Genomic DNA, 14,829 nt, shown 5'->3' with positions numbered 1-14,829 from the left:
GCCCCCCCCCCCCCCCCCCCCCCCCCCCCCCCCCCCCCCCCCCCCCCCCCCCCCCCCCCCCCCCCCCCCCCCCCCCCCCCCCGCGCCCGGGACCGGAGCGTCCCGCGAGGGCTACACGCGGCTGCAATCCGCCTGTCGTAATCCTCCCGCATGGTTGATCGTTGGGCCCGACACGTACCCGACCAACCGGCTCAGGGGGACACGTCATGACCATCAGCCGCAGAACACTGCTCGGCACCGGCACGGGAACCGCACTCGGGCTGCTCACCGCGTGCGGCTCCAACACCGGACGCGACGGCGGCGACTCGGACGGCAAGGGGCCGAAGCTGTCCCAGTGGTACCACCAGTACGGGGAGGCCGGGACCGAGCAGGCCGTGAAGCGGTACGCGGACGCGTACGACAAGGCCGACGTGTCCGTGCAGTGGCGCCCCGGCAACTACGACGAGCAGACCGCCGCCGCGCTCCTCACCAAGTCCGGCCCCGACGTCTTCGAGGTCAACGGCCCCACCCTGGACCAGATCCAGGGCGGCCAGGTCCTCGACCTCACCGACCTGCTCGACGGCGTGAAGGACGACTTCAACGCGGCGGCGCTCGCGCCGAAGACGTACGACGGCCGGATCTGGGCCATCCCCCAGGTCGTCGACATGCAGCTCCTCTACTACCGCAAGAGCCTGCTCGCCGACGCGGGCCGCACCCCGCCGAAGTCCCTGGACGAACTCGTCGACACGGCCCGGGAGTTGACGACGAAGAAGGTCAAGGGGTTGTTCCTCGGCAACGACGGCGGCGCGGGCGCCCTCGGCGGCACTCCCCTGTACGCGGCCGGGCTCCAGCTCGTCACCGACGACGGCAAGGTCGGCTTCGACGACCCCGCCACCGCCCGCACCCTGGCCCACCTGCGCGCGCTGTACGAGGACAAGTCGCTGCTGCTCGGCGCGCCCTCCGACTGGTCGGACCCGTCGGCGTTCGTGCAGGGGCTCACGGCCATGCAGTGGTCGGGCCTGTGGGCGCTGCCCGCGGTCGAGAAGGCGCTCGGCGACGACTTCGGCGTGGCCGCGTTCCCCGCCGCCGCGTCCGGCGCGGAGCCCGCGGTGCCGGTGGGCGCGTACGGCTCGGCGGTCAGCGCCCGCACCGCGCACAAGCAGGCGGCCAAGGACTTCGTGAAGTGGCTGTGGGTCGAACGCACCGATCACCAAAGGGACTTCGCCCTCTCCTACGGTTTCCACATCCCCGCCCGCCTGTCCCTCGCGAAGAAGGCCGACGCCCTCACCAAGGGCCCGGCGGCCGACGCGGTGCGCTTCGCCACCGAGAACGGGTACGCCGAGCCGCTGCGCTGGACCCCGGCGAGCCGGGTCGCGTACCAGGACGCGCTCAGCCGGATCATCAAGTCCGGGGCGAATCCGGAGAGCGAACTGCGGTCCGTCGTACGGAAGGTGTCGGCGGAGCTGGACCGGGTGAAGAAGAAGTCGTCGTGAGTGCGGGCGCTGTGCGGAAGAGCGCGGACGCGCCACGGGAGAGCGCCGACGCGTCGCGGAGGAGCGCCGACGTCACGCGCCCGCGCGAGCGGCTGTGGCGGCGCCTGGCCGGGCCGCAGAACCGCACCCTGTGGTTCTGGGTGTTCGTCGGCCCCTTCGCGCTCGGCCTGATCGTCTTCACGTACGTACCGCTGGGCTGGAGCGTCTACCTCAGCTTCTTCGACGCGCACAACACCGTCTCGCCCACGGAGTTCGTCGGCTTCGACAACTACACGTCGATGCTGAAGAACGACGCATTCACCGACAGCCTATGGACGTTCGTGGTCTTCACGGCCTTCATCGTGCCGACGACGTTCGTGCTGTCCCTGACGCTCGCGCTGATGGTGAACCGGATGCGGCGCGCGCAGGCGTTCCTCCGCTCGGTGTTCTTCCTCCCGGCGGCGTGCAGCTATGTGGTGGCGGCCCTGATCTGGAAGATGTCGATCTTCAACGGGGTGCGGTTCGGCCTGGCGAACACCGTGCTCGGCTGGTTCGGCGCCGATCAGACGGCGTGGCTGTCCACGACGGACCCGCCCTGGTACTGGCTGGTCATCGTCACGGTCAGGCTCTGGCTCCAGGCGGGCTTCTACATGATCCTGTTCCTGGCGGGCCTGCAGCGCATCTCGCCCACCCTCTACGAAGCGGCGGCAGTCGACGGCGCCCGCCCCGGCTGGCAGGTCCTGCGCCACATCACGCTCCCCCAACTGCGCACGACATCCGTGGCGGTGACCCTGCTCCTCGTCATCAACGCCTTCCAGGCCTTCGACGAGTTCTACAACCTGCTCTCGGACGCCCGCGGCTACCCGCCGTACGCCCGGCCGCCCCTCGTCTACCTCTACTACACGGCCCTCGGGCAGGGCCAGAACCTCGGCCTCGGCAGCGCGGGCGCCGTGCTGCTCGCCCTGATCATCGCCGTGGTGACGATCGGTCAGGCGCGCTGGTTCGGCCTCGGCAAGAAGGAGGACTGACGCATGGCGGGAGTCACGAAACGCAGCGGGACACCGCTGTACGACGCGTGGGTGCGCGTGGGCCGGGCCCTGCGGGCTGCCCTCCTGGTCGCCCTGGCCCTGCTCTTCCTCATCCCCTTCTACCTGCTCCTGCGCAACGGCCTCGCGTCCGAGCAGGACATCACGTCCCCCGACTGGACGTTCTTCCCCGCCACCCTGCACTGGTCGAACATCCGGGAGCTCTTCGAGGACTCGACCGTCCCGATGGCCCGCTCCCTCTACAACTCGGCCCTGATCGCGGTCCTCACGACCGCGGGCACCCTCCTCCTCGCCTCCCTCGCGGGCTACGGCCTGGCCCGCATCCCCTACCGCCACGCCGACCGCGTCTTCTACGCGATCCTGGCCACGATGATGGTCCCCGCCGCGGTCACCTTCGTCCCCAGCTTCGTCCTGGTCTCCTCCCTCGGCTGGGTCTCCACCATGCGGGGCCTGATCGTCCCCACCCTCTTCTCCGCCTTCGCCTGCTTCATCTTCCGCCAGTACTTCCTGGGCTTCCCCCGCGAGCTGGAGGACGCCGCACACGTGGACGGCCTCGGCCACTGGCGTACGTACTGGCTCATCGTCGTCCCCAACTCCCGCCCGGTCTTCGCGGCCGTCGGCACGATCGTGTTCATCGGCGCCTGGAACTCCTTCCTGTGGCCCCTGGTGATCGGCCAGGACCGCGACGCCTGGACCGTCCAGGTGGCCCTGGCCTCCTTCACCACCTCCCAGGTCATCCGCCTGCACGAACTGTTCGTCGCGGCGGCCGTGTCGATCGTGCCGCTGCTCGTGGTGTTCCTGTTCTTCCAGCGGTGGATCGTGGCGGGGGTGGAGAGGTCGGGGATCGACGAGTAGCGGGCGCCGTCACACCTGGGGTGAGTGTGCGGGGGGCCGTTCGGGGTCGTTGGAGTCCTGGAGTTCGGCCAGGAGGGCGGTCTGGCTGGCGAGGAGTTCGGTGAGGATGCGGCGTGCCGCGCGCAGGAGCTCGGCGACGTCGCCGCCGGCCAGCGCGTAAGTGACGGTGGTGCCCTCGCGGGTGGAGACGACGATGCCGGACCGGCGCAGCACGGCGAGTTGCTGGGAGAGGTTCGAGGGCTCGATGTCGATGGCGATGAGCAGGTCCCGTACGGATACCGGTCCGCTCTGGAGGAGTTCCAGGACGCGGATGCGGACAGGGTGCCCGAGCATGCGGAAGAACTCTGCTTTGACCTGGTAGAGGGGCGCCTGCACGGGATCGCTCGCTTTCCTGACGCGGATGGGGCCCTGGAGACGGGGCGCGGCGGCCTCGGCTGCCGCCGCGCCCGGCATGACGTCCCATCCTTCCCGGCCGGGGCGTTGCGAGCCGAGAGTTCGACAGATGAAGAGATGTCTGCTTGAAGAATTCTTCAAGTAGCGGGCGCAGAAAAAGCGCCGGCGGTCACACCTCCATCTGCTCCTCGGTGCGCTTCAGGAGATGGCGTGCCATGGCGAGGTTGGACCGGGCCTTGTCGATGACGAGATAGATGAACAGGCCGTTTCCGGCCTTGCCGGCCACCGGGCGGATGAGGTGGTACTGGGAACCCAGGGTGACCAGCATGTCCTCGATCTTGTCCTGGAGGCCCAGTGTCTCCATGGTGCGCATCTTGGCGCGGATCAGGTCGGTGTTGCCGGCTGCCGCGACGGACAGGTCCAGGTCCTTTCCGCCGCCCAGGGTGCCGAGCGCCATACCGCTGGTGTAGTCGACGACGGCAGCTCCCAGCGCTCCATCGGCCTCGGTCAGCAGGGTCTTGAGGGACACTTCCACACTGGTCACGAGTCCTCCTCTGAGGGTGATGAGGGCTGGTTCTCCGGCCCACGCGGGGACTCTAGGAGTCGCGCCGCCCCCTGAGGTGACAGAGGACGAAAGCAACTGCAGTTGCCCGATCCGGATCGGTTGGATGCGCTTTCGCACGGTCCGGATCGCGTCCTGCGCGGCGCGGGACACGATCGAGGACTGAAGCCCGCGCGCGGGGGCGTCCCCGCGCGCGGGCCCCGTTCTAGCGCTGCCCGGGCCCGAAGGGCGCGGGTGCGGGCTTGGCGGTCCCGGCGCGCCGCTGGCCTCCGGGGGTCGCCTTGCAGGTGAGGTCCTTCGGCGGGAGCTTGCCGGTGACCAGGTAGCCCATGGTGGCCTTCTCCGCGCAGGAGTTGCGGCTGTCGCCGAAGACGACGCCGTGGCCCTCGCCACCGGCGACGGTGACCATGCGGGAGCCCTTCAGGGCGCGGTGCATGGCCTTGCCGGTGACGAGCGGGGTCTGCGAGTCCCACTCGTTCTGCACGACAAGGGACTTGACCTTGTTGTTCACCTTGGTCGCGGGCTCGGCGCCCTTGTCCCAGTAGGCGCAGGGCGTGATCGTGGAGGCGAAGTCGCCGTACAGCGGGTAGCGGGCGCCGTCGCGGATGGAGTCGCGGCGGTACGTCTCCGGGTCGCGCGGCCAGGAGGCGTCGGAGCACACGACGGCGAGCTGGCTGGAGGTCATGTTGTCCATGGACTGCTCCTGCGCCCGGGGCAGTTCGCGCACCTGCCGGCCCTCGGCGGCCTTCTTCAGGTCGGCCACGACCTTGGCGCCGCTGCGGACGGTGAAGAACTCGGCGCGCGTGATGTCCCGTACCTCGGCGCCGTCGAGCTTCTGGCCGTCGATGACGATGGGGTCGGCGTCCGCCAGTGCCACCAGCTTGCGGAAGGTCCGGGCGACCTTCGCCGGGGAGTCACCGAGGTGGTACGTGGCGTTGCGCGCGGCCGTCCACTTGGTCCACCGCTTGAAGGCCCGCTCGACCTCCGGCGCCCAGACCTGGAACATGCCGCGCCACATCCGCCCCGGGTCGACGGCGCTGTCGAGGACGAACCGGTCGGCGCGCTGCGGGAAGAGCTGCATGTAGACGGCGCCGAGCGCGGTGCCGTAGGAGACGCCGAAGTAGTTCAGCTTCTTCTCGCCGAGGGCGGCGCGCATGACGTCCATGTCGCGCGCGGTGTTGCGGGTGCTGATGTGGGGCAGCACCTTGCCGTACTTCGCCCGGCACTTGTCGGCCACGGTCTTCGCCCACTTGTTGTTCGCGGCGTGCTCGGCGTCGCCGCGGGTGGGGCGCGGGTAGACCTGCTCCGCGTCGGTGAGGCCGCACGCGACGGGCGTGCTCTCACCGACCCCGCGCGGGTCGAACCCGACCATGTCGTACTGCTCGCGCACGTTCTTCGGCAGCCCGTTGGCGAACATCAGCGACAGGTCGAGTCCGGCCGCACCGGGCCCGCCCGGGTTGAAGGTCAGCACCCCGCGCCGCTTCCCCGGCACGCTCGTCCTGACCCGGGATATCGCGACGTCGATCCGCTTCCCCTCGGGCTTGCCGTAGTCGAGCGGCACCTTCAGCGTGGCGCACTGGTACTTGGCGGGCTGATCGGCGGCACACCGCTTCCAGCTGAGCTTCTGACGGGTGAACGGGGCGAGGCGCTCGGCGTCGACTCCGGCGGCGGCTCTGGCCGCCGTGGAGGCCGACCCGGCCGCCGAGTCCGACGGCGCCGACGGGGCCGCCGACGCCGACCCGGCGACAAGCCCCGGCGCGAGCCCGGCCACCACTCCCAGCGCGAGCACCGGCACGAGACGCCGCCGATATGCGGGATGTTGCACGTGACGCTCCTTCTGATCGGTTTTGAGTACCGATCAGTTGGACGCAGAAGAGGCCGTGTACACCTCCCTGCCCCGCCCACCCGGCAGGGACCCCTTTCGGCCGGAGTGTCCCGCGCGTGCACACACCGAAGGGGCGCCACCCCCGCACAGGGTGACGCCCCTTCATCGTGGACCGGGACCGCCGCCGCATCGGTTGAGGGTCGGGGACACGGTGGCGGGCCCGGGGTCTTCGCGGGCGTGGCCCGCACGAGGGTCGGTCGCGGGGCATGCCCCGCCGGGGTCAGCGGTGGTCGCTGCCTGCCGAGGTGGAGGCCGCGCGGCCCGCTTCCAGGCGGGCCACCGGGATGCGGAACGGGGAGCAGGAGACGTAGTCGAGGCCCACCTCGTGGAAGAAGTGGACGGACTCCGGGTCGCCGCCGTGTTCGCCGCAGACGCCGAGCTTGAGGTCGGGGCGGGTGGCGCGGCCGGCCGCCGCGGCGTCGCGGACGAGCTTGCCGACGCCGTCCTTGTCGATCGTCTCGAAGGGGGAGACGCCGAAGATGCCCTTTTCGAGGTAGGCGGTGAAGAAGGACGCCTCGACGTCGTCGCGGGAGAAGCCCCACACGGTCTGGGTGAGGTCGTTCGTGCCGAAGGAGAAGAACTCGGCGGCCTCCGCGATCTGCCCGGCGGTGAGCGCGGCGCGCGGCAGCTCGATCATCGTGCCGAGCGCCAGCTTCAGGGCCACGCCGGTGGTCCGCTCGACGTCGGCGATGACCTGCTCGGCCTCCTCGCGGACGATCTCCAGCTCCTGGACGGTGCCGACGAGCGGAATCATGATCTCCGCGCGCGGGTCGCCCTTGGCGTTCTTGCGCTCGGCGGCGGCCTCGGCGATCGCCCGGACCTGCATGGTGAACAGGCCGGGGATGACCAGGCCGAGGCGTACGCCGCGCAGGCCCAGCATCGGGTTCTGCTCGTGCAGCCGGTGCACGGCCTGGAGGAGGCGCAGGTCGTTCTCGTTGTGGTCCTTGCGGGACTCGGCGAGGGCGACGCGCACCGAAAGCTCGGTGATGTCGGGCAGGAACTCGTGCAGCGGCGGGTCGAGGAGGCGGACGGTGACCGGCAGGCCGTCCATCGCCTCGAACAGCTCGATGAAGTCCTTCTTCTGGAGCGGCAGGAGCTCCTTGAGGGCGTTCTCGCGCTCCTCGTCGGTGTCCGCGAGGATCAGGTGCTCGACCAGCTCGCGGCGCTCGCCGAGGAACATGTGCTCGGTGCGGCACAGGCCGATGCCCTGGGCGCCGAAGCGGCGGGCGCGCAGCGCGTCCTCGGCGTTGTCGGCGTTGGCGCGCACCCGCAGGCGGCGGACCCGGTCCGCGTACGCCATGATCCGGTGCACGGCCTTGACCAGCTCGTCGGCGTCGTCGGCGCCCGCGTGCATGCGGCCCTCGAAGTACTCCACGACCGGGGACGGGACGACCGGGACCTCGCCCAGGTAGACCTTGCCGGTGGAGCCGTCGATGGAGACGACGTCGCCCTCCTCGACGACGTGGCCGTTGACCGTCAGGCGGCGGCGCTTGGTGTCGACCTCCAGGTCCTCGGCGCCGCAGACACAGGTCTTGCCCATGCCGCGCGCCACGACGGCCGCGTGGGACGTCTTGCCGCCGCGGGAGGTCAGGATGCCCTCCGCGGCGATCATGCCGTCGAGGTCGTCGGGGTTGGTCTCGCGGCGGATCAGGATGACCTTCTCGCCGGAGCGCGACCACTTGATGGCGGTGTACGAGTCGAAGACGGCCTTGCCGACGGCGGCACCCGGCGACGCGGCGATGCCACGGCCGAGCTGCTCCACCTTCGCGTCCTCGTCGAAGCGCGGGAACATCAGCTGCGCGAGCTGCGCGCCGTTGACGCGCTGAAGGGCTTCGGCCTCGTCGATCAGGCCCTGGTCGACGAGCTGCGTGGCGATGCGGAAGGCCGCGCCCGCCGTGCGCTTGCCGACGCGGGTCTGGAGCATCCACAGCTGGCCGCGCTCGATGGTGAACTCGATGTCGCACAGGTCCTTGTAGTGCGTTTCGAGCGTTTCCATGATCTGCATGAGCTGGTCGTACGACTTCTTGTCGATCTGCTCCAGATCGGCGAGCGGAACCGTGTTGCGGATGCCCGCGACGACGTCCTCGCCCTGCGCGTTCTGCAGGTAGTCGCCGTACACGCCCTGCTGGCCGGAGGCCGGGTCGCGGGTGAAGGCGACGCCGGTGCCGGAGTCGGGGCCGAGGTTGCCGAAGACCATCGAACAGACGTTGACCGCGGTGCCGAGGTCGCCGGGGATGCGCTCCTGGCGGCGGTAGAGCTTGGCGCGGTCGGTGTTCCAGGAGTCGAAGACCGCGTGGATGGCGAGGTCCATCTGCTCGCGCGGGTCCTGCGGGAAGTCGCGCCCCGCCTCGGTCTTGACGATCTTCTTGAACTTGGTGACGAGCTTCTTCAGCTCGGCCGCGTCCAGGTCGGTGTCGACCGTGACCTTCTTGGCCTGCTTGGCCTTGTCCAGCGCGTCCTCGAAGAGTTCGCCGTCGACGCCGAGGACGGTCTTGCCGAACATCTGGATGAGACGGCGGTAGGAGTCCCACGCGAAGCGGTCGTCGCCGGACTGCTTGGCGAGGCCCTGCACGGACTTGTCGGAGAGCCCGATGTTCAGGACGGTGTCCATCATGCCGGGCATGGAGAACTTGGCGCCCGAGCGGACGGAGACGAGGAGCGGGTCGTCGGCCTGGCCGAGCTTCTTGCCCATCGCCGTCTCGAGGGCGGAGAGGTGCGCACTCACCTCGTCACGCAGTGCCGCGGGCTCGTCGCCGCTGTCGAGGTAGACCTTGCAGGCCTCGGTGGTGATGGTGAAGCCCGGAGGCACGGGGAGGCCCAGGTTGGTCATCTCGGCGAGGTTCGCGCCCTTGCCGCCGAGGAGGTCCTTGAGCTCCTTGTTGCCCTCGGTGAAGTCGTAGACGAACTTCACGCCCTGAGTTCCCTGAGGTACGTGGGGATCTTTGTTTTCCGACACGGGTCTCGACTCCTCGAGGACGCGGTGGCTGCCCTGACGGCGAGGAACATACCCAGATCGAAGGCGTCTGGGTACGTCCACTTGTGGGTCGCCCGGGCGTAACCACCCGTCCGCCGCTAGATCGAAAGTGACTCGGGAGTAGCGCAGGTGGCGCAATTGAGTTCAAGAGTTGAACGCACAGCTCTCGATCCACCGCCATTTCGCTCAGATGAGCGGAGTGAACTCAGATGTGAGTTCAGGTCATAAATGATCGAGCGATGGCACTCAGTGCCACCCCTTGGAGAAGTGCAGCCATCCGGAATGCGCTCATCTGAGCGCAAGGCCAATCAAGGGTGGCGAGAATCACGCCGTTTGAAGCGGCCGGATCCGGGCCCGGTCTCGGCATCCGGGCACCTCCGCACCCACCCGCCGACGACCCCGCGCATCCCCCGCGCGCCCCCTCACACCCCGAGCGCCGCGAGCCGCTCCTCCACCCGCTCCGGCGCGTACAGGTGCTCCACCACCAGCGCGCCCGCCCCGATGAGCCCCGCGCGCGAGCCGAGCCGCGAGGTGACGATCTCCAGGTGGGCCGTGGAGCGCGGCAGGGCCCGCTGGTAGAGCAGCTCGCGCACGCCGGTGAGGAAGGGGGTTCCGGCCAGATCTCCGGCGATCATGAGAACGCCGGGGTTGAGGAGCGTCACGACCGTGGCGAGGACCTCGCCGACCTGCCGCCCGGCGTCCCGCGCGAGCCCCACCGCCTCCGGGTGCCCCGCGGCGAGCAGCTCCCGCACGTCCGAGCCCGACGCGGCCGGCACCCCCGCCGCCGCGAGCCGGGCCGCCACCGCCCGCCCGCTCGCCACCGCGGCCAGGCAGCCGTACGAGCCGCACTTGCACAGCGCGGCGGCGCTCCCCGGCACCCCGGGCACCCGGATGTGCCCGATGTCGCCCGCGCCGCCGTCGATGCCCCGGTAGAGGGAGCCGTCGACGACGACGCCCGCACCGATCCCGGTGGAGACCTTGACCAGCGCGAACGCCGAGCAGTCGGGGTAGTGGGCGCGCTGTTCCGCGTACGCCATGAGGTTCGCGTCGTTGTCGACGAGCACCGGCACCGGGGCGGCCGCGTGCCCAAAGCGCTCCGTGGGCTCAGGGCGCTCTGCGCGTTCCGTGCGCTCCGTGTGTTCCGTGAAGGCGCGGCGCAGTCTGCCCCGTATGTCGTAGCCGTCCCAGCCGGGCATGATCGGCGGCTGCACCACCCGGCCGGTGCCGGAGTCGACCGGGCCCGGCACGGCCAGGCCGATGCCGCACACCGCGGCCGGGTCCCGGCCGCTCTCGCGCAGCAGCTCGCCGAAGACCGCGCCGAGCCGGTCGAGGACCCGCTCCGGGCCCTCCTCCACGCGCAGCGCACCGCCGCGCTCGGCGACGACCTCACCGGCGAGGGTCAGCAGGGCCGTGCGGGCGTGCCGGGTCTCCAGGTCGGCGGCGAGGACGAGGGCGTGCGCGTCGTCGAACTCCAGGCGCACCGAGGGGCGGCCGCCGAGCGGCGAGCTGACCGGGGTGCCCGCGCCCTCCCGCAGCCAGCCCGCGCGGAACAGCCGGTCCAGGCGCTGGCCGACGGTGGCCCGGGACAGACCGGTGACCCGTTGCAGCGCGCCGCGCGTGGTCGCGCGGCCGCTGCGGACCAGGTGCAGCAGGTCGCCCGCGCTCGCCTGGGCGGCGGCCGGACGTGCCGGAGTCCCGTTCCTCATGCCCACTCCCTGCTCATGCGCCGCCCCACTCCCCTGTACGCCCCGCGCGAGCCCCGGGCCCGCCTGCCGCCCGACCTGCGCCCGCGTCGTGCCCGTGCCGTGCCTGACCCTGCCTACCTCTTGGGTGCCCACGCACCAAGGCGGACAGCCTCTTGCGCTCGTCAACTCGGCGTTACATATTGAGTTTTGCGTGTTGCGCAGACGTAACTCTATGGTGGATGGATCCAAACTGACAGGCTGTCGGGCGCGACTTCGGTTCGCCGCTCCCCCAGCCCCGGGAGTGCCGCGTGGACCGTACGACCACGACGAGGGCCGCGATCCGGTCCCCTGCCGCCAGCACCGCCGGGCCATCGGCGCGGCGCGGCGCGGGCCCTGCGCCCCCACCGCACACCCCCCGGCCCCCAGGGGCCCCACCGGCCGCCCCCGCCGCGCTCCGCGAGCGCGCCGCCCGGGTCCTCGGCGCCAACTGGACCGGCACCTCCACCGTCCCCTCCCGCGCGCTGTACCCCCACCAGTGGTCCTGGGACTCCGCGTTCATCGCCATCGGGTTACGTCATCTCTCGCCGCTGCGCGCCCAGTTGGAACTGGAGACGCTCCTGGCCGCGCAGTGGGCCGACGGCCGCGTGCCGCACATCGTGTTCAACCCGGCCGTCCCCCTCGACGCCTACTTCCCGAGCCCCGACTTCTGGCGCTCCACCACCGCCGGGCGCGCGGCAGGCGCGCCGGACGCCGTGCAGACCTCCGGCATCGTGCAGCCCCCGGTGCACGCGCTCGCCGCCTGGCTGGTGCACCTGGCCGACCCCGGCCTCTCCCGGGCCCGCTCCTTCCTGCCCCGTCTGCACCCGCGCCTCGCCGCCTGGCACCGCCATCTGCTGCACCACCGCAACCTCGGCGGCGCGGGCCTCGCGGCCGTCGTCCACCCCTGGGAGCAGGGCATGGACAACAGCCCCTGCTGGGACGGCCCCCTGAGCCGCGTCCCACCCGCGCGCCCGCGCAGCTACCGCCGCGCCGACCTCGACCACGGCTCGCCCCAGGACCGGCCGACGGACCTCGACTACGGACGGTATGTGCGTCTGGCGACGGAGTACCGGGACGGGGGGTACGGGGCCGGGGCGAGGGTGGGCGCCGGAGCGTCCGGCAGCGGGCCCGGAGTGTCCGGCAGCGGGCCCGGTGGGTTCCGCTTCGCCGTCGAGGACCCCGCCTTCAACGCCCTCCTCATCGCCTCCGAACACGCCCTCGCCCGCATCACCCGCGAGCTGGGCGCGCCCGCGACGGCCCGCCACGACCGCGCGGAGCGGCTGACGCGGGTGCTCGTGGAGCGGCTGTGGGACGGGGAGGACGGGATCTTCCGGTGCCGGGATCTGCTGGCCGGGGGCCACGCTCCCGGGGCCGAGGGCCTCGCGCGGGGTGAGTCCGGCGCCGGGGGCGCGCTCGTGGGCGAGCGCGGGGTCACCGGGCTGATTCCCCTGGTCGTGCCCGGGCTGCCCCGGGGCGTCGTCGCCGATCTGGTGCGGACGGCCCGCGGACCGCACTTCGAGCTCGGCGGCCGGGCCCGCCTGGTGCCGAGCCACGATCTGCTCAGCCCCGCGTTCGACCCGCGGCGCTACTGGCGCGGACCCGCCTGGTTCAACACCAACTGGCTCCTGGAGCGCGGGCTGCGGCTGCACGGCGCGCGGGAGCACGCGGACGCGCTGCGCGCCGCGCTCCTCGACACCGCGGTGGCGTCGGACTTCGCCGAGTACGTCGATCCGTACACCGGAGACGGCTGCGGCGCCCGCGGCTTCAGCTGGAGCGCGGCGCTCGCCCTCGACCTGGGCGTGGCCGCGGCCCACGACCTCGACCCGGGCGCGACCGCGGCGCCCGGTCCCGACGTGAGCGGGATGACGACAGCGGGGCCTGGTTCGGACGAAGGGGCTCGGAATGACTGACCGGGAGCATCGACTGCTGGTGCGGGGTGCGACATTCGCCGCCGTCGGCGCGGGCGGCGACATCCGGGGCGTGCCCGGCGGCACCGCCCCCGACGGGCTGTTCGTGCGCGACGCCCGCCATCTGAGCCGCTGGCAGCTGACGGTGGACGGCGCCGTGCCCGAAGTGCTCACGCCCGCCACCGCGTACGGCCCCGCCGCCGACGACGCCGCCGATGTGGCGCGCTGCGTGCTCGTGCCGCGCGGCGGGCGCCAGGAGCCGCCCGCGTACACCCTCTTTCGCGAACAGGCCGTCGTGGACGGCTCGTTGGTGGAGGCGCTGCGGATCACCAGCAACCGGCCCGTGCCGACCACGCTGCTGCTCGCACTGACCGTCGACGCGGACTTCACCGACCAGTTCGAGCTGCGCGCGGACCACCGTACGTACGCGAAGACGGGGGCCGTGCGGTCGCGGCGGGTCCTGACGGCGCCGGACGACGGCGCGGCCGGGCCCGACCGGGGCACCGCCCAACCCGCCGTCCTCGGCGTGGAGTTCGGGTACCGCCGGGGCGACTGGCTGGCCCGTACCACCGTCACCACCGAGCCCGCCCCGGACACCGTCGAGGAGACCGGCACCGGCGCGCGCCGCATGGTGTGGACCCTGGAGCTGGCCGCGCACGGGTCGGCCGACATGGCGCTGACCGTCGCGGCGGGGCCGCACGGCGGGCCGCCGCTGCCCGCACCGCCCCGCTCGCCGGGCGCCGCGCTGCGCCAACTCACCGAAGCCCAGCACGAGTTGACGTCCTCCGTGACGCTTCCCGGAAGCTGGCCGGAGCTGGCCGCGGCCTGTACGCGCGGCCTCGCCGACCTCGCCTCGCTCCAGGTGCCCGCGCGCGGGCCCGACGGCGAGGAGCTGAGCGTGCCCGCCGCCGGAGTGCCGTGGTTCCTCACCCTGCTCGGCCGGGACGCGCTCCTGACCTCGCTGTTCGCGCTCCCCTACGTACCGCGTCTGGCCGCCGCGACGCTGCCCGCGCTCGCCGCCACCCAGGCCGGCGAGCACACCGAGGGCCGTGTCGCCCAGCCCGGCAAGATCGTGCACGAGGTGCGGCACGGGGAGCTGGCCCACTTCGGCCAGGTCCCCTTCCGGCGGTACTACGGCTCGGTCGACGCGACCCCGCTGTTCCTCGTGCTCCTCGGCGCGTACACCGAGCAGACCGGCGACACCGCCCTCGCCCGGCGCCTGGAGCCGCACGCGCGGGCCGCCGTCGGCTGGATGCTCGACCACGGCGGGCTCACCGCCCGCGGCTATCTGGTGTACCGCGCGGACGAGGGCGGGCTCGCCAACCAGAACTGGAAGGACTCCCCCGGCGCGATCTGCGACGCCGACGGGACCCGGACGCTCGGACCCGTGATGGCCGCGGGGGCGCAGGGGTACGCCTACGACGCGCTGCGGCGCACGGCGTGGCTAGCGCGGACCGTGTGGGACGACGAGGTGTACGCGGCGCTGCTCGCGCAGACGGCCGCGGATCTCCGTGACCGGTTCCAGCGGGACTTCTGGATGCCCGCGCGGTCGTTCCCCGCGCTGGCGCTGGACGGGAGCGGCGGGCAGGTCGACGCGCTCGCCTCCGACGCGGGGCATCTGCTGTGGTCGGGGCTCCTCGACAAGGAGTACGGGGAGGCGGTCGGCCGTCGCCTGCTCGAAGCGGACTTCTTCTCCGGCTGGGGCGTCCGTACGCTCGCGGCCGGGCAGGGCGCCTACCACCCGCTCTCCTACCACCGGGGCTCCGTCTGGCCCCACGACAACGCCCTCATCACCCTCGGCCTCGCCCGCTACGGCCTCCACGACGAGGCCCGCGCCGTCGCCCACGCCCTCGTCGACGCCGCCACCACGGCCTCGGGCCGCCTCCCCGAAGTCCTCGCGGGCTACGAACGCGGGGCGTACCCCGTGCCCGTCCCGTATCCCCACGCCTGCGTGCGCGAGTCGCGCTCGGCGGCGGCGCCGCTGGCGCTGCTGACGGCGGTGGGGGGCGCGTAGTCCGACGTGCCCGACCCT

Annotated in this window: 10 protein-coding genes; 5 read left to right on the top strand and 5 right to left on the bottom strand. The window is 72.1% G+C overall.

Features of this window, described 5'->3' with window-relative positions; translation table 11 throughout:
* The first annotated feature begins 206 nt into the window (after window positions 1-206).
* From ACZ6AA_RS39860 to ACZ6AA_RS39850, 3 genes are all read left to right on the top strand, one after another.
* On the top strand, window positions 207-1,472 hold the full coding sequence (locus ACZ6AA_RS39860; RefSeq protein ID WP_471463356.1) for an ABC transporter substrate-binding protein: 1,266 nt from the start codon (window positions 207-209) through the stop codon (window positions 1,470-1,472).
* 92 nt (window positions 1,473-1,564) lie between these two features.
* Complete coding sequence (locus tag ACZ6AA_RS39855; RefSeq protein WP_468450174.1) at window positions 1,565-2,479, top strand: carbohydrate ABC transporter permease; 915 nt, start codon at window positions 1,565-1,567, stop codon at window positions 2,477-2,479.
* A gap of 36 nt (window positions 2,480-2,515) precedes the next feature.
* Window positions 2,516-3,352 carry a carbohydrate ABC transporter permease gene (locus ACZ6AA_RS39850; RefSeq protein ID WP_468450176.1) on the top strand — a complete coding sequence of 279 codons (837 nt, stop codon included), beginning with the start codon at window positions 2,516-2,518 and terminating at the stop codon, window positions 3,350-3,352.
* Between the two features lie 9 nt (window positions 3,353-3,361).
* Here ACZ6AA_RS39850 and ACZ6AA_RS39845 read toward each other — a convergent pair whose 3' ends face one another.
* From ACZ6AA_RS39845 to ACZ6AA_RS39825, 5 genes are all read right to left on the bottom strand, one after another.
* Window positions 3,362-3,727, bottom strand: a complete 366-nt coding sequence (locus ACZ6AA_RS39845) for an ArsR/SmtB family transcription factor (RefSeq protein ID WP_468450178.1) — start codon at window positions 3,725-3,727, stop codon at window positions 3,362-3,364.
* Between the two features lie 187 nt (window positions 3,728-3,914).
* Window positions 3,915-4,289, bottom strand: coding sequence for a hypothetical protein (locus tag ACZ6AA_RS39840; RefSeq protein ID WP_468449620.1), 375 nt, complete (start codon window positions 4,287-4,289; stop codon window positions 3,915-3,917).
* A gap of 223 nt (window positions 4,290-4,512) precedes the next feature.
* Window positions 4,513-6,132 carry an alpha/beta hydrolase gene (locus tag ACZ6AA_RS39835; RefSeq protein ID WP_471463354.1) on the bottom strand — a complete coding sequence of 540 codons (1,620 nt, stop codon included), beginning with the start codon at window positions 6,130-6,132 and terminating at the stop codon, window positions 4,513-4,515.
* A 280-nt stretch (window positions 6,133-6,412) separates the two neighbouring features.
* Window positions 6,413-9,103 (bottom strand): pyruvate, phosphate dikinase, encoded by a 2,691-nt coding sequence (gene ppdK, locus ACZ6AA_RS39830; RefSeq protein WP_468449621.1) that lies wholly within the window; start codon window positions 9,101-9,103, stop codon window positions 6,413-6,415.
* Window positions 9,104-9,588: 485 nt separating this feature from the next.
* Window positions 9,589-10,872: an ROK family protein gene (locus ACZ6AA_RS39825; RefSeq protein ID WP_471463352.1), complete on the bottom strand. Its 1,284-nt coding sequence runs from the start codon at window positions 10,870-10,872 to the stop codon at window positions 9,589-9,591.
* A gap of 287 nt (window positions 10,873-11,159) precedes the next feature.
* On the opposite strand from ACZ6AA_RS39825, the gene ACZ6AA_RS39820 reads away from it, so the two are divergent.
* Both ACZ6AA_RS39820 and ACZ6AA_RS39815 read left to right on the top strand, forming a co-directional pair.
* Window positions 11,160-12,800: an MGH1-like glycoside hydrolase domain-containing protein gene (locus ACZ6AA_RS39820; RefSeq protein ID WP_471463350.1), complete on the top strand. Its 1,641-nt coding sequence runs from the start codon at window positions 11,160-11,162 to the stop codon at window positions 12,798-12,800.
* Window positions 12,793-14,811, top strand: a complete 2,019-nt coding sequence (locus tag ACZ6AA_RS39815; protein ID WP_471463348.1) for an amylo-alpha-1,6-glucosidase — start codon at window positions 12,793-12,795, stop codon at window positions 14,809-14,811. The genes ACZ6AA_RS39820 and ACZ6AA_RS39815 overlap by 8 nt, the downstream gene beginning before the upstream one ends.
* The last annotated feature ends 18 nt before the right edge of the window (window positions 14,812-14,829 follow it).

The organism is Streptomyces sp. NPDC040610 (genome assembly GCF_055594065.1).
Note: the sequence above shows the minus strand (reverse complement) of the source record. Positions and strands in the feature narration are given on the sequence as shown.